Genomic DNA, 17,857 nt, shown 5'->3' on the forward strand with positions numbered 1-17,857 from the left:
ACGCTACGCCGACCAGCTCGAACGGCGCAGGGAGAGGGCGACGGCCGTCGTCCAGGTGAAGGCGACCAGGCCGTTCACTGCGATCTGAATGCTCATGTGGCTCGGCGACATCGGCATCAGCAGGATGAGCGCGGCGAGGCCGTTCAGCACCGCCAGCAGGGCGGCCCGACGGCGGATGTGACGGATGGACAGCACGATGGCGGCGACGGCCAGCGCGGTGAAGGCGATGGCGGCCGCTGCCGAGTGCACGATGCTGTGCCAGGACATCTCGCCGACCGGCCCGTCCGGAGTCCCTACCGGGAAGCCGTACTCCGGATCCATGGTGAACACCCCGGCCGCGACGAGCCCGGCACCGAAGATCAAGACAAAGATTGGCAGCGCACGTCGGCCGGTGCCCTCGGTGAGCGTGCGCCGGGCGCCGACGGCGAGGGCGATCGCGCCGAGGCCGGCGAGCACGAATGTGGTGATCTGGATCCAGCCGAGACGTCCGGTGGCCAGCTGGCTGATCGGGTGCCGCGTGATGTCGTAGCCCTCCCGGGTGAGCATCTGCGTCACGGCCGAGGCGAAGAACACCGGTCCGGCGAGGCTACCGGCGAGGAGCAGGCGCTCGGACGAGCGGCGGCGGGTGGGAACGGTGGCGGTGGTGGTGGCCATGAATTCCTCCGTGGTGGGTGCTTGCCGCTACCTCGCGGCCGCACCGCGAACCTTGACGCCCAGAGAGGGTGACCTGGGTCACGTGGCGTCGACGTCAAAGCCCGAGCGCCGCCTTCGAGGTACCGGCAAGCACCCACCGAGGAGGACCCGTTGTCTGAGTACACCCAGCCGAGCGCCGAACTCACCGCCCTGGACCGTCTGGTCGGCACCTGGTCGGTGACCGGCGGCGCCGAGGGCACCGTGCGGTACGAGTGGATGGTCGGCCGGTTCTTCCTGCTTCAGCACGTCGAACTAAGTCAGTTCGGCCAACCCGTCACCGGGCTGGAAGTCATCGGCAACCTGCACCCGTTCGGTGAGCCGGTCGGCACGGACGTGGTGTCACGGTTCTACGACACGACCGGCAACACCTTCGACTACGTCTACGAACTCGCCGGCGACAAGCTGACCATCTGGGCCGGCGCGAAAGGCAGCCCGGCGTACTACGAGGGCACGTTCAGCGCCGACGACACCACGGTCACCGGCGAGTGGACCTACCCCGGCGGAGGCGGCTACGCCTCCACCATGAGCCGGATCTGAGACCAGAAACAGCAGGGTCCCCTTCCGACGGCGTCGTCGGGAGGGGACCCCTGTCTGCGGTGTGACTTACGGCTTGACGTGCGCGTTCACGAACGACGGGTAGCCGAAGACGCTGGAGATGAAGATCCCGCCCGCCTTGGACCCGTGCACGTTGTAGGCCACGTCGACGTAGAGCGGCACCACCGGTGCGAACTCCTTCATGATCCGCTCGTCGAGCTTGGCCCACTCCGGTCCCTGGTCGGCCGGGGCCAGTGCCAGGATGCGGTCCATCTCCGCGTTGATCGCCGGGTCGTTGAAGTAGGACTGGTTGCTGTTGCCCTCGGCCTTGATGGTGCGGCCGTCGTAGAGCACCGGCAGGATCGACGCCCCGCTGGGCCAGTCCGCCGCCCAGTTACCGATGTACAGGTCCCAGGGATTGTCCTTCTTCTTGATCTCGTCGAGCTTCGCGTCGTCCGAGATGTTCCGGACAGTGATCTTGAAGCCGGCACGCTCCAGGTTCGCCTTGAGCTGGGCACCCTGCTGCTGCTCGGTCGAGTTGTCGGCGACACCGAGAACCAGCTCCGGCGTCTTGCCGCCGAGCAGCTCCTTGGCCTTGTCGACGTTGCCGTTGGCGCCCGCCGGGTACGCGTCGTACGCCTTGTAGCCGATGGTGGCCGACGGCATCAGCGTGGTCAGGGGGGCGGCGACGGTCTGGCCGCCGAGCGCCTTGATCATCCCCTCCCGGTCGATGGCGTAGTTGAGCGCCTGGCGCACCTTCAGGTCGGTGACCCGCTGGTTGTTGATGACGAGCTGGTTGGCGCTCGGAGTCGGCGAGAGGATCGTCCGCGACTTGAGCGATGCGTCCCCGGCGACCTTGGCGACCAGCGAGGCGGGCACGGTGTTGAAGGCGAGCGCGCTCTGGTCGGCGCCGTTGTCGGCGATCACCCGGTTGTTGGCGGCGTCCGCGGTCGGGCCGAAGCTCCAGACGAACTGGTCCGGGTACTGGTGCCGGACCGGGTCGGTGTTCGGGTCCCAGTTGGGGTTGCGGTCCAGGGTGATCGACACGCCGACCTGGTTCTTGGCGACCTTGTACGGCCCGGACGAGAACGGCTGCTTGTCCAGGTCGACGCCGGTGTCCTTGTCGGCGGGCAGCGGCGCGGTGGTCGGCAGCGAGACCGCGAACGGCAGGTCACAGCGGGGCTTGGCGAACTCGAAGCGCAGCGTCTTCGCGTCCGGCGTGCTCAGGCCCGGCGGCAGCGACGTCTTGTTCTTCTTGAAGTCCCACTTGGTGTCGAACTGCGCGGTGTCGGCCAGCCACTCCTGGATGTAGGTCGGGCCGCCGGAGAGGTCCGGGTCGAAGGAGCGGGCGATGCCGTACGCGATCTCCTTGGAGGTGATCGGCCGGCCGTCCTCGAACTTCACCCCGTCCTTGACGGTGAATTCCCAGACCTTGCAGTCGTTGTTGACGTTCTTGCCCGGCGTCTCGGCCAGGTCGCCCACCAGGACCAGGCCGCCCTTGCCGTCGTCCTTCCAGGTGGTCAGGTAACGGGACCAGAGGGGGTTGGCCATCAGACCGGCGAACGAGTACGTCCGCTGCGGGTCCAGGTGGGAGATCGGCGACTCCCGGATGATGCTGAAGACGCCGCCCTTCGCAGCGCCGCTCACCTCGGCCGCCGGCCCCTGCGAGTCCTTGGGGTCGGTCGCGATGACCCCGCTCTGCTTCCGGTCGGTGTCCACAGTGGTGCCCTCGCCCGTGTTCTTCGAGCACGCACCCAATGCCACAACCAGAGCGATCGCGCCGCCTGCGGCAGCCACCACGCGTGGTCTCATGAAGTACCCCCTTCACCCATGTGCCGTGCGGTTTCGTCGGGGCGAGAACCGCCGACGTCCCGAGGATCGTAAGGAAGAAAACCTACGAGTTGTGTAACAGTTGTCGATAAATTTCGCCATTGGTGGGTGTGGCGGACACCCGGCCGTCAGCGCAGCCGCACCCGTGGATCGATGGCGGCGTAGAGCAGGTCCACCAGCACGTTCGCCAGCACCACGAAGACGGCCGCGATCAGCACCGTGGCCATGATCGTGGGCAGGTCACCCGAGCGCACCGCGTCCACCGCCGTACGCCCCAACCCCTGGATGCCGAACGTCGTCTCGGTGATCACCGTGCCGCCCAGCGCCCCGCCCACGTCCAGCCCGGCGATGGTCACCACCGGGGTGATCGCCGCGCGCAGCGCGTGCCTCCCGTACACCTTGGGTTTGGCCAGGCCCTTGGCCCGCGCGGTCCGGACGAAGTCCTCGGACAGCGTCTCCAGCATCTGCGCGCGGGACAGCCGGGCGTAGATCGCCGAGAAGAGGAAGGCCAGCGCCACCCAGGCGAGCACCAGCCCACTGGCCCACTTCGCCGGATTGTCGAAGAGGGACGTGTAGCTCGGCACCGGCAGCAGCCGCAGGTTGTAGACGAAGACCAGCAGCAGCACCGCGCCCACGAAGTAGAGCTGCAACGAGGCGCCGGTCAGCGAGAAGCCGATGGCCAGGCGGTCCAGCCAGGTGCCCCGCCGCAACGCGGAGACCATGCCGAGGCCGACCCCGAGCAGCAACCAGAGGATCGCCGCCGGGATCACGATGCTCAGCGTCACCGGCAGCACCCGGGCGATGGTGTCCGAGACGGCCTCGTTGGTGACGTACGACCAGCCCAGGCAGGGCGCGTCACACCGGCCACCCTGGGCGCTGCCCAGGTCGCGACCGGTGACGATGCCCCTCATGTAGCCGGCGTACTGGCTGACCAGGGGGTCGTTCAGGCCCAGGTCGTCGCGGACCCGCTCCAGCCGCTCCGGGTTGCAGTTCTTCGAGCAGATGCTGCTGACCGGGTCGCGCGGCAGGGCGAAGAACATCAGGAAGGTCAACACGCTCACCGCGAAGAGGGTCAGCGTGGCGGAGAAGAGTCGCTTGAGCAGAAATCGCGCCATGATTTTGACCCCTACCGGGACGACTTCGGGTCGAGCGCGTCACGCAACGCGTCACCGAAGAGGTTGAAGGCGAACACCAGCGCGAAGATCATGATGCCCGGGAAGAACACGTAGGCCGGGTCGGTCTGGAGGAAGTCCAGGCTGTCGTAGATCATCCGGCCGAAGCTCGGGGTCTCGTCGCTGAGACCGACACCGATGAACGACAGCGCGGCCTCGCTGGTGATGAACTGCGGCACCGCCAGGGAGAACGACACCAGGATCGGCGCCCAGATGTTGGGCAGCAGCTGCCGGAAGAGCATGTGCCCCAGCCCGGCCCCGCTGGCCCTGGCCGCCTCCACGAACTCCCGTTCGCGCAGCGCGATCACCTGCCCGCGAACCAGCCGGGCCGTGCTGGTCCAGCCGAAGATGGCGAAGACGGCGATCAGCACGCCCACCCCGAAGGCGGACGACACCTGCCCCCGCTCACCGTAGAAGCGCAGCGTGACGGTGGGGGTGAGCGCCAGCGCGATGATCAGGAAGGGCATGGCCAGGGTCAGGTCGGTGATCCAGTTGATCACCGCGTCGAGCCAGCCGCCGAGGTAGCCGGCGAGCGCGCCCAGCACGACCCCGATCGTCGCGGTGATCAGCGCCGCCGCGAACGCGATGAACAGCGACGTCCGCAACCCGTAGATCAACCGGATGAAGATGTCCCGACCCAGGTTCGGCTCCAGGCCGAACCAGTGGTCCCCGGTGACACCGCCGGCGTAGCCCAGTGGCATGCCGAAACCGTCCAGCAGGTTCTGGAACTGCTCCCGCGGCCCGATCCCGTAGGCCATCTCGATCAGCGGGGCGGCCAGCCCCAACAGCAGAAAGAAGACCAGGAGTACGCCGCTGACCACGGCCGTCCGGTCGCGACGCAGTCGCATCCAGGCGAGCTGACCGGGTGAGCGGCCGACGACCCCCTTCGCGGCGGGCGTGCTCGCGTCCGGGTGGGACTCGATCTCGGCCAGCGCCACACCCTCCACCGGGGACAGGCTCACGACGGCACCTCCTCGAAGATCGGAGCCGCCACCTCGGGGAAGTGACACGCGGTGGCCTGCCGGCCACCGTCGCGCGGCACCAGCGCCGGCTCCTCGGTGGCGCAGACGTCCTGCGCCTTCCAGCAGCGGGTGCGGAACCGGCAGCCCGACGGCGGGTCGAGCGGGGTCGGCACGTCACCGGTCAGCCGGATCCGACCCGCCGGGCCGAGCTGGGTGACGTCCGGGATCGCCGAGAGCAGCGCCCGGGTGTACGGGTGCTGGGGCCGTTCGTAGATGTCCGCCCGGTCGCCGATCTCCACGATCCGACCCAGGTACATGACCGCGACCCGCTGGCTGAAGTGCCGGATCACCGCCAGGTCGTGCGCGATGAACACGAACGCCAGGCCCAGCTCCCGTTGCAGGTTGCGCAGCAGGTTGACCACCTGCGCCTGGATCGAGACGTCCAGCGCGGAGACCGGCTCGTCGGCGACGATCAGCTTGGGCCGCAGGGCCAACGCGCGGGCGATGCCGATGCGCTGACGTTGACCGCCGGAGAACTCGTGCGGGTACCGGTTGTAGTGCTCCGGGTTCAACCCGACCAGCTCCAGCAGCTCCTGCACCCGGGCCTTCACGCCACCCGGTGGCTTGATCCCGTTGACCTGCAACGGCATCGCCACGATCCGGCCCACGGTGTGCCGCGGGTTCAACGAGGCGTACGGGTCCTGGAAGATGATCTGGAGTTCCTGACGCAGCGGGCGCAGCTCCCGGCGGCCGGCGTGCGTGATGTCCCGCCCGGCGAACTCGATGCTGCCGCTCGTCGGCTCCAGCAGCCGCACCAGCATCCGACCGGTGGTCGTCTTGCCGCAGCCAGACTCCCCCACCAACCCGAGCGTCTCGCCGGGTCGCACGTCGAAGTCCAGGCCGTCCACCGCCCGCACCAGGCCGGTGGCGCGCAGCCCCTGGCGTACCGGGAAGTGCTTGGTCAGCCCGCGCACCCGCAACAGTGGTTCGTCGGTCATCGGGCCACCCCCACGGATGCGACGTCCTCGGCGTAGAACGCGGCCCGCTCCTGCGCGCTCAGGTGGCAGGCGACCAGGTGGCCGTCGGCCCCGGCCGCGCGCAGCTCGGGCACCTCGCTGCGGGAACGGCTGCCGGCACGGTCCGCGTACCGGCAGCGGGGGTGGAACGCGCAGCCGGACGGCAGATTGATCAGGCTGGGCGGGTTGCCGGGGATCGGCACCAGGTCCGCGTCCGCGTCGCCGTGCAGCGACGGCACGCTGGAGAGCAACCCCCAGGTGTACGGGTGCTGCGGCGAGCGGAGCACCTGCTCGACGCTGCCCCGCTCGATGGCACGACCCCCGTACATGACCAGCACGTCGTCGGCGACCTGGCCGACCACTCCGAGGTCGTGGGTGATCAGGATGATCGCGGAGTGGAACTCGGCCTGGAGGTCGGCGAGCAGGTCCAGGATCTGCGCCTGCACGGTGACGTCCAGTGCGGTGGTCGGCTCGTCGGCGATCAGCAGCGCCGGGTCGTTGACCAGGGACATCGCGATCATCGCCCGCTGGCGCATGCCACCGGAGAACTCGTGCGGGTACTGGTCGAAGCGGCGCGCCGGCTGCGGGATTCCCACCCGGTCCAGCATGTCGACCGCCCGCTGGCGGGCCTCGCGCCGGTTGGCCTTCGGGTGGTGCACCCGGTACGCCTCGGCGATCTGCCGACCCACCGTGTAGTACGGGTGCAGCGCCGACAGTGGATCCTGGAAGATCATCGCCATGTCCCGGCCGCGCAGCCGGCGTACGTCCTCGTCGCCGAGGCCGACCACCTGCCGACCACCGACGGAGATCTCCCCGGTGATGGTGGTCCGCTTGGGGTCGTGCAGGCCCAGGATCGCCAGCGAGGTGACGCTCTTGCCGGAACCGGACTCACCCACGATGCCGAGGGTGCGGCCCCGCTCGACGGCGAACGACACCCCGTCGACCGCGCGCACCACGCCGTCCTCGGTGTCGAACTGGACCCGCAGGTCGCGCACCCGCAGGTAGGCGTCCTCGTCGGAGCGCTGTGCCGGCACGGCGGGACGGTCGTCCGGATCGCCGGACGGCAACGGTTCCGAGCTGTCCACGGCCACCTCCCTCAGTGACGAAGGGAACTTACAGGAAAGTCCCGAGGGTGAAAATAAGCTACAAAGTCGGCACGTGTCAGCGGGCCCGAGCGTAACGACTCAGCATCGGCCCCGCACCCCCGTCACCTCGCCATCCACGCCCATTCATGCCGCGATCGCACCTTGGCTGCGCTGTCGACGTCGACGTCGACGTCGCCGCGCCCCGCGCCCCGCGCCCCGCGCCCCGCGCCCCGCGCCCCGCGCCCCGCGCCCCGCGCCCCGCGCCAAGATCTACGCAACTTCCCGGATGTTGCTGCCTCCGACACGCAAGAGGCAGCAACATCCCTGATGTTGCGTGGATCTTGACGACGAACCACCGTCCCCGAGAGACCGGAAGCGGGGTTGGGGCCCACCGCCGCCAAGGTCACGCTCGAACCAGGATCTAGTGACATCACTGACACGCCGACACCACTACAACCATGATGTTGTGTGATCTTGCGGCAAGCGGAGCGGCGAGCGCGGCGGGACGGGGCTGGAGCGGGAGCGGGCGACGGAGTCATTCGGCCGGAGGACCTCGTCCCCTGACGGGTGTCGGTCGGCTGGCCTAGGGTCGGTCGCATGACCGAGTTCGACGCGGCCACCGCCGCCGTCCAGGCCGCCCTCGACGCGGGCGCCCGGTACGCCGACGCGCGGGTGATGCACCGCCGCTACGAGTCGATGACCGCGCGCAACGGCGACGTGGAGGAGTTGACCCAGGACGAGAGCATCGGCATCGGTGTCCGGGCACTTGTCGGTGCGAGTTGGGGCTTCTACGCCGTACCCGATCTCTCCGACGCCGCCGCCCGCGACGCCGGCCGGCGCGCGACGCGGACGGCCATGGCGAGCGCGCGGGTGCCGGGCCCGCCGGTCGACCTGGTTCCGGCCGAGGCGGTCACCGCGAGCTGGGCCTCCGGCTGCCAGATCGACCCGCTCGGGGTGCCCCTGTCGGACAAGGGTGACCTGCTGGTCGGCGCGACGCGCACGATGGCCGAACACGGCGCCGACCTGGCCGAGGGCCTCTACCAGATCTGGGACACCGCCAAATGGTTCGTCTCCAGTGAGGGCCACCGGATCGACCAGCGGATCCGCGAGTGCGGCGGCGGCATCTCCGCCACCTCCATCGGTGACGGCGAGACGCAGCGCCGGTCCTGGCCCAGCTACCGGGGGCAGTACGGCACCACGGGATGGGAGCTGGTCGAGTCGCTCGACCTGGCCGCGCACGCCGCGCAGATCGCCGAGGAGTCCCGGGCGCTGCTGACCGCGCCGCTCTGCCCCGCCGGCGAGACCGACCTGATCCTCGGCGGCGAGCAGTTGGCCCTCCAGATCCACGAGTCGGTCGGGCACGCCATCGAGTTGGACCGGATCCTCGGCTGGGAGGCGGCGTTCGCCGGCACGTCCTGGCTGGATCTGGCGCAGCTCGGCTCGCTGCGCTACGGCTCCGAGCTGATGAACATCACCATCGACCCCACGATCCCTGGCGCGCTGGGCAGCTTCGGCTTCGACGACGAGGGTTCCCCGGCGGTCAAGCGGGACGCGGTCCGCGACGGTCGCTGGGTGGGGGTGCTCGCCGGCCGGGACTCCGCCGCCATGGCCAGCCTCGACTACGGCGGCAGCGTACGGGCCGACGGGTGGGCCCGACTGCCGATGGTGCGGATGACCAACGTCGGTCTGGAACCCGGCCCGCACACCCTGGAGGAGATCATCGCGGCCACCGACGACGGCGTTCTGATGGACCTCAACCGGTCCTGGTCGATCGACGACAAGCGGCTCAACTTCCAGTTCGGCTGCGAGGTCGGCTGGGAGATCAAGAAGGGGCGGCGGGGGCGGATGCTGCGCAATCCCACGTACACCGGGATCGGCCCGCTCTTCTGGCGCTCGATGGACATGCTCTCCAGCGAGACGGTCTCCTGGGGCACGCCCAACTGCGGCAAGGGCCAGCCCGGCCAGATCGGCCACACCGGCCACCCGGCCGCACCGGCCCGGTTCAGGAACGTCCGGGTGGGGGTGTCGGCGTGAGTGGGCCTTCCGAGTTGGAGCTGGCCGGGCAGGTCGTCGAGCTGGTTCGACGCCTCGGCGGTCCGGCCGCGCAGGCCGACGCGGTGGTGACCCGGGCGGACCTGGCGCTGACCCGGTTCGCCAACTCGGCCATCCACCAGAACGTCGCGGAGTCGACCGTCGGGGTCCGGCTGCGGCTGCACATCGACGGTCGGACCGCCGCTGGCAGCGGCAGCGTGGTCACCGCCGACGGGCTGCGCGCGCTGGTGGAGCGCACCCTGGCGGCGGCGCGTCTCTGCCCGCCGGACCCGGGCTGGCCGGGGCTGGTAGCACCGACGCCCGTGCCGGCCGCGCCGCCCGTCGACGAGGCGACCGCGTACGCCGAGCCGGACCAGCGGGCCGACCGGGTTGGCGCATTCGTGGCCGCCGCCGGGGGCCTCAGCACCGCCGGCTACTGCCGCACCGCGCACCGCTTGTCGGCGTTCGCCAACTCGGCCGGGCACACGGCGTACGGCCGCTCGGCGGAGGCGGCGATGGACGGCATCGCGCGCAGCGACGGCGCGGACGGGGTGGCCCGGTTCGCCAGCGACCGGCTCTCCGACCTCGACGGTGCTGAGCTGGGCGCGCACGCCGCGGCGAAGGCGCAGGCGGCGGCCGACCCGGTGGAGCTGCCGCCGGGGCGTTACGAGGTGGTGTTCGAGCCGGCCGCCGTGGCGGACCTGTTGCAGAACCTGTCCTGGTACGGCTTCAACGGCAAGCGGTACGCCGAGCGGCAGTCCTTCGTCGAGCCGGGGGCGGCCCAGTTCGACCGGGCGGTGACCCTGGTGGACGACCCGCTGGGCGCGTCCGGTCTGCCGTTCGACGCGGAGGGCACCGCGCGAGGGGCGCTGACCCTGGTCGAGGCGGGCACCACCCGGGCGGTCGCCCACGATCGGCGGACGGCGGCCGAGGCGGGTACGCGGTCCACCGGGCACGCTGTCGCGGGTGGCGCCACCTGGGGCCCGATGGCACGCAACCTGCGGCTGTCCGGCGCGACGGCCGGCCCGGCCAGCGCGACCGGTCGGAGCACCACCGGCGCGGCGGCCGGAGCGGTCGTCGACGCGGACACCGCCGCGCTCGTCACCGGCGTACGCCGTGGGCTGCTGGTCAGCGACCTCTGGTACACCCGGGTGCTCGACCCGAAGAGCCTCGTCGTCACCGGGTTGACCCGCAACGGTGTCTGGCTCATCGAGGACGGCACTGTCGTGCGGGCGGTCCGCGACCTGCGGTTCACCGAGTCGTACCCGCGGGCGCTGGGGCCCGGGGCCGTGCTCGGGCTGGGAGCGCGGGCGGTGCGCCAACCGGATCGGGTGGACGGTGCATGGTGGTCGGCGCCCTCGGTGCGGCTGGCGTCCTGGCACTTCACCGGGGGCGCCTCGGGCTGACGTTCGGCGATGCGGCACCGGCTGCCGCATCGAGGGCCTTTTCCGCAGGCCAGACACACGGGACGGTCCCTTGCGCGGACGGCTCGCAGAGATCGGCGTAACGTGTGTCACTTAGCTGCGTCGGTCGATCCGGCGTGGTCGTTGGTGTGCGCATGACGTGGCAGCGGGTGCGGGTTCGCCGGTCCGCGTGCCGACCGGAGAAAGATCCGCCCGCCCGTACGGGCCCGTCGAGGAGACGACTCGAATGACTTCAACGGCAACGAGGCCGCGGGGAGCGCGGGCGCGCGCCGCGATCGCGGCGAAGACGTTGCGTACCGACCGCTGGTGGTTCGCCCCGCTGATCACCGTGATCGGGCTCAGCGCCTGGGTCGCGTACGCGACGGTCCGGGTCTTCATGCACAAGTGGTACTGGGTGGACCAGTTCCACTACCTGACCCCGTTCTACTCCCCGTGCGTGACCGACCGGTGTGTCGAGGGTGCCTCGCATTTCGGCCGGTTCCTGCCCGGCTGGTGGATCATCCCGGACGCCGCGCTGACCCTGCCGTTCCTGCTGCTCTTCCGGCTCACCTGCTACTACTACCGCAAGGCCTACTACCGGTCGTTCTGGCTGTCGCCGCCGGCCTGCGCCGTCCCGGACGGGCACAAGGAGTACGGCGGTGAGACCCGCTTCCCGCTGCTCGGTCAGAACCTGCACCGCTACTTCTTCTACGCCGCCGCGATCATCTCGCTGATCAACACCTGGGACGCGATCCTCGCCTTCCACTCCCCCAAGGGCTTCGGCTTCGGGCTCGGCAACATCATCCTGCTGCTCAACGTGGTGATGCTCTGGGCGTACACGATCTCCTGCCACTCCTGCCGGCACATCATCGGCGGCCGGCTCAAGCACTTCTCCAAGCACCCGGTGCGCTACAAGGCCTGGACGTTCGTCTCGGCCCTGAACGTCCGCCACATGCAGCTCGCCTGGATCACCCTCGGCACCCTGGCGCTGGCCGACTTCTACATCATGGCGCTCGCGGCCGGCTGGTTCTCCGACCTGCGGTTCATCAACTAAAGGGCCCCTGACATGACCACAACCACTCGTATCGAACGACACCACTACGACGTCGTCGTCATCGGGGCCGGCGGCGCCGGTCTGCGCGCGGCGATCGAGGCCCGGCTGGCCGGCAAGAAGACCGCGATCATCTCCAAGTCGCTGTTCGGCAAGGCGCACACGGTGATGGCCGAGGGCGGCGCGGCCGCCGCGATGGGCAACGTGAACAGCCGGGACAATTGGCAGGTGCACTTCCGCGACACCATGCGCGGCGGCAAGTTCCTGAACAACTTCCGGATGGCCGAGCTGCACGCGAAGGAGTCGCCGCAGCGGATCTGGGAGCTGGAGACGTATGGTGCGCTCTTCGACCGCACCAAGGACGGCAAGATCTCGCAGCGCAACTTCGGTGGCCACGAGTACCCGCGCCTGGCGCACGTGGGCGACCGGACCGGCCTGGAGCTGATCCGCACCCTCCAGCAGAAGATCGTGTCGCTCCAGCAGGAGGACCAACGGGAGTTCGGTTCGTACGACGCCCGGATCAAGGTGTTCTCCGAGACCACCATCACCGAGCTGCTGCTCGACGGTGACCGGGTGGCCGGCGCGTTCGGCTACTACCGCGAGTCGGGCGAGTTCATCCTCTTCGAGGCACCGGCCGTCGTGCTGGCGACCGGCGGTGTCGGACGCTCCTACAAGGTCACCTCGAACTCCTGGGAGTACACGGGGGACGGGCACGCGTTGGCGCTGCGCGCCGGGGCGACGCTGATCAACATGGAGTTCCTCCAGTTCCACCCGACCGGCATGGTCTGGCCGCCCTCGGTGAAGGGCATCCTGGTCACCGAGTCGGTGCGTGGTGACGGTGGCGTGCTGAAGAACTCCGACGGCAAGCGGTTCATGTTCGACTACGTCCCCGACGTCTTCCGCAAGCAGTACGCGGAGACCGAGGAGGAGGCGGACCGCTGGTACACCGACCCGGACAACAACCGGCGTCCGCCGGAGCTGCTGCCCCGTGACGAGGTGGCCCGCGCGATCAACAGCGAGGTCAAGGCCGGCCGGGGCACCCCCGCCGGTGGCGTCTACCTCGACATCGCCTCCCGCAAGTCGGCCGAGGAGATCCGTCGCCGCCTGCCGTCGATGTACCACCAGTTCAAGGAGCTGGCGGACGTTGACATCACCAAGGAGGCGATGGAGGTCGGCCCGACCTGCCACTACGTGATGGGCGGCGTCGAGGTGGACCCCGACTCCGGCGCGGCGTTCGGCACGGTGCGCGGGCTGTTCGCCGCCGGTGAGGTCTCCGGCGGCATGCACGGCTCCAACCGACTGGGCGGCAACTCCCTGTCCGACCTGCTGGTCTTCGGCAAGCGGGCGGGCGGGCACGCGGCCAGCTACGCCGACGGGCTCGCCGCCCGACCCAAGGTGGCAGTGGACGCGGTCGAGGCTGCTGTGGAGACCGCGCTCGCTCCGCTGCAGCGCGACACCGGCGAGAGCCCGTACACCCTGCAGCAGGACCTCCAGGCGGTCATGGGTGACCTCGTCGGCATCATCCGGCGGGAGGGTGAGCTGGCCGACGCGCTCGTCAGGCTCGCCGAGCTGCGCGAGCGGGTCGCCAAGGTAAGCGCGTTCGGCGGCCGGCGCTACAACCCCGGCTGGCACCTGGCCCTGGACCTGCGCAACATGCTGGTGGTCTCGGAGTGCACCGCGAAGGCGGCGCTGGAGCGGCAGGAGTCGCGCGGCGGGCACACCCGGGAGGACTACCCGGCGATGGAGCCGAAGTGGCGGCAGGTCAACCTGGTCTGCTCGCTGGACGGCGACAGCGTACGGCTGACCCGTAAGCCGCTGCCGAAGATGCGGCCGGAGCTGATCGGCCTCTTCGACCGTGCGGAGCTTTCCAAGTACCTCACCGACGAGGAGCTGGCCGACTTCGACGCCCTCGTCGCAGACGCTGGAGAGGCGGACAACCGATGAGCGCGAAGCGTCAGTTCCGGATCTGGCGGGGCGACGAGACCGGCGGGGACCTGCAGGACTACATGGTGGAGGTGAACGAGGGCGAGGTGGTCCTCGACGTCATCCACCGCTTGCAGGCCACCGACGCTCCCGACCTGGCCTGCCGGTGGAACTGCAAGGCCGGCAAGTGCGGCTCCTGCTCCATGGAGATCAACGGTAAGCCGCGGCTGGGCTGCATGACCCGGATGTCGACCTTCGGCGACGAGGAAACGGTCACGGTCACCCCGCTGCGTACCTTCCCGGTCATCCGGGACCTGGTCACCGACGTCTCGTTCAACTACGAGAAGGCACGGGAGACGCCCGCGTTCGCCCCACCGGCGGACGTCGCACCGGGTGACTACCGGATGCAGCAGGTCGATGTCGAGCGCTCGCAGGAGTTCCGCAAGTGCATCGAGTGCTTCCTGTGCCAGACGGTCTGCCACGTGATCCGTGACCACGACGAGAACAAGCAGGCGTTCTCCGGCCCGCGGTACTTCATCCGGGCGGCCGAGCTGGACATGCACCCGTTGGACACCCGGACGGACCGCAAGGAGTACGCACAGGCCGAACAGGGCCTCGGTTTCTGCAACATCACCAAGTGCTGCACCGAGGTCTGCCCCGAGCACATCAAGATCACTGACAACGGGATCATCCCCATGAAGGAACGGGTCGTCGACCGCAGGTACGATCCCCTTGTGTGGCTTGGTAGCAAGATCTTCCGTCGGGGCGAGACGCCCCAGACCAGCGTGACCACCGCCCGTCAGGGCTCGCCGACGCCGGGCTCAGCCCGTGGTGGGCTGCACTCGCATGCGGGTGGCTCCCACGACTCGCAGGCTGAGGCGCAGGCGCAAAGCGGCGTCAACTGGCACCGGGAGGTGCCCCACCCGACCGCTCCGGCGGTGGACGACCGGGGCAAGCTTCCGCTGACCGAGCTCACGTTCGACCGGGCCGCCGCGCCGTCGCCGTTCGGTGACGACGTGACCTTCCCGCTGCCTCCGGAGCACCTCAACTTCGCGCACCCGGACCAGGACAACAAGCACTAGAAACCTCAACGAAGACGGGGGCCGCGGCTATCGCCGCGGCCCCCGTCCGCACACCCACCCCCCGCCCACCCCCGGTCGATCATGAAGTTATTGCCAACTCGCTCCGTGTGTCGCGGCGATAACTTCATGATCAACGGGAGCTGGGGGGCCGCAGGAGGGGGCGGAGGGCTGCGACGATGGGGGCGTCGGCGGGGAGCCAGGTGACCGAGTCCAGCTCGTCGGCGGTTAGCCAGCGCAGCGCCTCGTGTTCCAACGCCTGGGGTTCCTCGCCGTCGAGCAGGCGGGCCGCGTACACCTTGAGCACCGAGCGGCCGTGCGCCATCCGTACGTCACGGCCGACCCGGTCGCCGATCTCGACGCGTACGGCAAGTTCCTCGACGCACTCCCGGATCAGCGCGTCGATCTCCGCCTCGCCCGGCTCGACCTTTCCGCCCGGAAACTCCCACATTCCCGCTACTTCCGGCGGAGCGGAACGCGCGCAGGCGAGCACCCGCCCGTCCCGGATTATCGCCGCGCCGACGATCACCTTCAGGTCTCGTCGTTCGACCTGCCCGCCACCATTCGCCCGTTCGGTCCGCACGGGCGTCCAGGGTGCCAGATCAATCGGCGGTTTGGGTACCGTAGCCGTCCGCTAGGCCAATAGAACACGGAAGTGTGGGCGTGGACACCCCTTCCGCGCGGCGAGAGACTAGAGGACACCGACAAGACACGGGATGGCGACGATTTGGCCACGAGCCGGCAACGGCGCTTGGGGGGTGCGGTGATGCGCGTGCTGTTCAACAGCAGGGCCAAGCACGACTACCTTGCCGACGCGTTGACCTTGCTGTCTGGTTGGACACGCGAGGGGGAGCAGATCCGACGGACGCTCGCGATCGACGATACCCAACACGCGGCACTAACTGAACGGGTCAAGGTGGTCGCGGATGCGCTGCACCTTCGCCCGGAGATCAGCCGGCAGTCCGACAGCACCCAGATCCGGGTCGGGCACGGCAACGGTGAGCCGCTGACCGAGGGCGAGGTTCTGTTGGCCGCCCGCATCGAGGACGCGTACCGGGCGGTCACCGAGTCCTGAGTCTCGTCAATTCTTATGAACATCTGAGGTTTTTCTGAAAGGCACTCGGGTACCAGTTCGGTACGAGGGTTGACAAGGCCCTCGGAACGCCCCGAACTTCTCAAACAGTGCTTTTCAGGAGCTGACATGACCACCCCCACGCAGAACCGCGCCAACGACCACGTCGAGCACGCCGGCCAGCACGACGTCCGCCGCGTGAACCGCCGCGGAGACGAGACGAAGCCGTCCTGGAAGACCAGCGAGCTGGCGATCTACGTGCTCGCCGTCATCGGTGTGCTGATCGCCTCGAACGCCGTCGGCGACGGTGCCGCGAACGACGGCGGCGACTACTTCGCCGCCGACAAGGCCTGGTGGTACATCACCCTGCTCACCATCGGCTACCTGGTGAGCCGGGGCCTGGCCAAGGCCGGCAGCCGCAGCACGGACCACGACCCGCGCAGCGACCACTGACCTGTCGCCGAAGCCCCGCGCCCGCCCGTTTCCGACAGGCAGGCGCGGGGCTTCCGCATGTCGTCAGGCGGCTGGGGCTCACCGGTCGGCTACGGCGTCCTGCGGGTACCAGCGCAGCTCCACCGAGTTGCCGTCCGGATCCTGCACGTAGATGGAGGTCGCCGACCCGCGGGCGCCGAACCGCCCGACCGGCCCGGTCAGCACGGTGAAGGCTCCGGAGTCGACCACCCGGGCCCAGTCCAGCGGTGCCACCACCAGGCAGAAGTGGTCGACGTTCGTGTCCTGCCGCTCGCCACGGACCAGGTCGATGATGCTGTCGCGGCTGATCCGCACGGACGGGAACGGGACGGTGCCCGCGCGCCACTCGTCGACCCGTACCGGCGCCAGGCCGAGTCGGCCGCAGTAGAAGTCCAGTGCCCGTTCGACGTCGGCAACGGTCAGCACCAGGTGGTCGAAGCCCGTCACCCGTACCTCACTGACGTCCGTCCGCTGTTCGTCGATGCTCATGTCGCAGCCCTTCGCTCGGTTATCCCTGCCGCGTTCACGATCCGCTGACCGGAACCGGCGACCAAGAGCCGATATCGCTACGATCGTTGCCCACAGGTCAACGATCGGGGCGGACGTGCTGGAGCGGTACGAGGTCGAGACGTTCCTGACCCTCGCCGAGGAGCTGCACTTCGGCCGCACCGCCGAGCGACTGACCGTCAGCACCGGCCGGGTCAGCCACGTGATCAAGAAGCTGGAGCGTCGGATCGGCGCACCGCTGTTCGCCCGCACCAGCCGGGTCGTCCGGCTCACCCCGATCGGCCGGCAACTCGCCGACGAGCTGGCCCCACTGGTTGCCGAGATGGACGAGGCTGTCCGCCGGGCCGTCGACGCCGGCCGGGGCGTCACCGGGACCCTACGGGTGGCGTTCCTCGGCGAGTGGACCGCGCCGGTGCTGCTGCGGGCCGTGGCCCTGTTCAGCGAGCGGCATCCCGACTGCCAGGTCGAGGTGCGGGAGGCGCAACTGGCCAACACCCGGTCCGGCCTCCTGGACGGCTCCACCGACGTACTCATCGCGTCGTTCCCCTTCGACGGGATGGCCACCGGCCCGGCGCTGCTCTCCGAGGACCGGGCGCTGGCGGTCGCGGCGGGTCACCCGCTCACCCGGGAACGCTCGGTGTCGCTGGAGGTCCTCGCCGACCACCCGGTGGTGCAGTACCCGGCAGTGACCTCGGTGGAGTTCAAACGGGACCGCACCCCGGAGCGCACCCCGGCCGGCCGGCCGGTGCCGAAGGGACCCGCCGGGAACACCTTCTCCGAGATGCTGTCCCTGGTCGCACTGGGCCGGGGCGTCCTACCGGTGGGTGAGCACACGAGGCGCTACTACCCCCGCCCCGACGTGGCGTACGTGCCCATCCACGACGCGCCACCGATCGAGCGAGGGCCGGTCTGGCTGCCCAGTAACACCACCACCCGGGTACGCGAGTTCGTCCGCGCCGCGACCGACGCGAACGCCCGATGAGGCACGGCGAGTTCGTGGTCATTGCCGGTGCCGGCACGTCGGCACC

At 69.6% G+C, this 17,857-nt stretch carries 17 protein-coding genes; 9 read left to right on the forward strand and 8 right to left on the reverse strand.

The window, feature by feature from the left end:
• Positions 1 to 3: 3 nt before the first annotated feature.
• Entirely contained in the window at positions 4 to 654 is a 651-nt protein-coding gene (locus tag HNR22_RS14945) for a DUF998 domain-containing protein (protein WP_179780895.1), read from the reverse strand.
• Between the two features lie 150 nt (positions 655 to 804).
• Between HNR22_RS14945 and HNR22_RS14950 the strand changes: the two genes are divergently transcribed.
• Positions 805 to 1,230: a hypothetical protein gene (locus HNR22_RS14950; RefSeq protein ID WP_179780896.1), complete on the forward strand. Its 426-nt coding sequence runs from the start codon at positions 805 to 807 to the stop codon at positions 1,228 to 1,230.
• Positions 1,231 to 1,296: 66 nt separating this feature from the next.
• On the opposite strand, the gene HNR22_RS14955 is transcribed toward HNR22_RS14950, so the two are convergent.
• The 5 genes from HNR22_RS14955 to HNR22_RS14975 form a co-directional block, all read right to left on the reverse strand.
• On the reverse strand, positions 1,297 to 3,039 hold the full coding sequence (locus HNR22_RS14955; protein ID WP_179780897.1) for an ABC transporter substrate-binding protein: 1,743 nt from the start codon (positions 3,037 to 3,039) through the stop codon (positions 1,297 to 1,299).
• A 146-nt stretch (positions 3,040 to 3,185) separates the two neighbouring features.
• Positions 3,186 to 4,172: an ABC transporter permease gene (locus tag HNR22_RS14960; RefSeq protein WP_179780898.1), complete on the reverse strand. Its 987-nt coding sequence runs from the start codon at positions 4,170 to 4,172 to the stop codon at positions 3,186 to 3,188.
• Positions 4,173 to 4,183: 11 nt separating this feature from the next.
• Positions 4,184 to 5,191: an ABC transporter permease subunit gene (locus HNR22_RS14965; protein WP_179780899.1), complete on the reverse strand. Its 1,008-nt coding sequence runs from the start codon at positions 5,189 to 5,191 to the stop codon at positions 4,184 to 4,186.
• Positions 5,188 to 6,189 (reverse strand): ABC transporter ATP-binding protein, encoded by a 1,002-nt coding sequence (locus HNR22_RS14970; protein WP_179780900.1) that lies wholly within the window; start codon positions 6,187 to 6,189, stop codon positions 5,188 to 5,190. Before HNR22_RS14970 ends, HNR22_RS14965 begins: the two co-directional genes overlap by 4 nt.
• Positions 6,186 to 7,241 carry an oligopeptide/dipeptide ABC transporter ATP-binding protein gene (locus HNR22_RS14975; RefSeq protein WP_179783565.1) on the reverse strand — a complete coding sequence of 352 codons (1,056 nt, stop codon included), beginning with the start codon at positions 7,239 to 7,241 and terminating at the stop codon, positions 6,186 to 6,188. Before HNR22_RS14975 ends, HNR22_RS14970 begins: the two co-directional genes overlap by 4 nt.
• Positions 7,242 to 7,889: 648 nt before the next feature.
• Between HNR22_RS14975 and HNR22_RS14980 the strand changes: the two genes are divergently transcribed.
• The 5 genes from HNR22_RS14980 to HNR22_RS15000 all read left to right on the forward strand — a co-directional run bounded on the left by HNR22_RS14980 (position 7,890) and on the right by HNR22_RS15000 (position 14,782).
• Complete coding sequence (locus tag HNR22_RS14980) at positions 7,890 to 9,326, forward strand: TldD/PmbA family protein (protein WP_179780901.1); 1,437 nt, start codon at positions 7,890 to 7,892, stop codon at positions 9,324 to 9,326.
• Positions 9,323 to 10,729 carry a metallopeptidase TldD-related protein gene (locus HNR22_RS14985; RefSeq protein WP_179780902.1) on the forward strand — a complete coding sequence of 469 codons (1,407 nt, stop codon included), beginning with the start codon at positions 9,323 to 9,325 and terminating at the stop codon, positions 10,727 to 10,729. The genes HNR22_RS14980 and HNR22_RS14985 overlap by 4 nt, the downstream gene beginning before the upstream one ends.
• Positions 10,730 to 10,973: 244 nt before the next feature.
• Complete coding sequence (locus HNR22_RS14990; protein ID WP_179780903.1) at positions 10,974 to 11,780, forward strand: hypothetical protein; 807 nt, start codon at positions 10,974 to 10,976, stop codon at positions 11,778 to 11,780.
• Between the two features lie 12 nt (positions 11,781 to 11,792).
• Positions 11,793 to 13,721 carry a fumarate reductase/succinate dehydrogenase flavoprotein subunit gene (locus HNR22_RS14995; RefSeq protein ID WP_179780904.1) on the forward strand — a complete coding sequence of 643 codons (1,929 nt, stop codon included), beginning with the start codon at positions 11,793 to 11,795 and terminating at the stop codon, positions 13,719 to 13,721.
• Positions 13,718 to 14,782, forward strand: a complete 1,065-nt coding sequence (locus tag HNR22_RS15000; protein ID WP_179780905.1) for a succinate dehydrogenase/fumarate reductase iron-sulfur subunit — start codon at positions 13,718 to 13,720, stop codon at positions 14,780 to 14,782. The genes HNR22_RS14995 and HNR22_RS15000 overlap by 4 nt, the downstream gene beginning before the upstream one ends.
• Positions 14,783 to 14,912: 130 nt before the next feature.
• Here the strand turns inward: HNR22_RS15000 and HNR22_RS15005 are convergent, their stop codons facing one another.
• On the reverse strand, positions 14,913 to 15,362 hold the full coding sequence (locus HNR22_RS15005; protein ID WP_088950098.1) for a (deoxy)nucleoside triphosphate pyrophosphohydrolase: 450 nt from the start codon (positions 15,360 to 15,362) through the stop codon (positions 14,913 to 14,915).
• A gap of 183 nt (positions 15,363 to 15,545) precedes the next feature.
• Between HNR22_RS15005 and HNR22_RS15010 the strand changes: the two genes are divergently transcribed.
• Positions 15,546 to 15,854, forward strand: a complete 309-nt coding sequence (locus tag HNR22_RS15010; RefSeq protein WP_179780906.1) for a 4a-hydroxytetrahydrobiopterin dehydratase — start codon at positions 15,546 to 15,548, stop codon at positions 15,852 to 15,854.
• A gap of 126 nt (positions 15,855 to 15,980) precedes the next feature.
• Positions 15,981 to 16,304, forward strand: a complete 324-nt coding sequence (locus HNR22_RS15015) for a hypothetical protein (protein ID WP_088950099.1) — start codon at positions 15,981 to 15,983, stop codon at positions 16,302 to 16,304.
• Positions 16,305 to 16,382: 78 nt separating this feature from the next.
• Here HNR22_RS15015 and HNR22_RS15020 read toward each other — a convergent pair whose 3' ends face one another.
• Positions 16,383 to 16,811 carry a VOC family protein gene (locus HNR22_RS15020; RefSeq protein ID WP_179780907.1) on the reverse strand — a complete coding sequence of 143 codons (429 nt, stop codon included), beginning with the start codon at positions 16,809 to 16,811 and terminating at the stop codon, positions 16,383 to 16,385.
• 115 nt (positions 16,812 to 16,926) lie between these two features.
• On the opposite strand from HNR22_RS15020, the gene HNR22_RS15025 reads away from it, so the two are divergent.
• Complete coding sequence (locus tag HNR22_RS15025; protein ID WP_179780908.1) at positions 16,927 to 17,811, forward strand: LysR substrate-binding domain-containing protein; 885 nt, start codon at positions 16,927 to 16,929, stop codon at positions 17,809 to 17,811.
• The last annotated feature ends 46 nt before the right edge of the window (positions 17,812 to 17,857 follow it).

The sequence above is a fragment of the Micromonospora jinlongensis genome (genome assembly GCF_013410645.1).
Classification (GTDB): Bacteria; Actinomycetota; Actinomycetes; order Mycobacteriales; family Micromonosporaceae; genus Micromonospora; species Micromonospora zamorensis.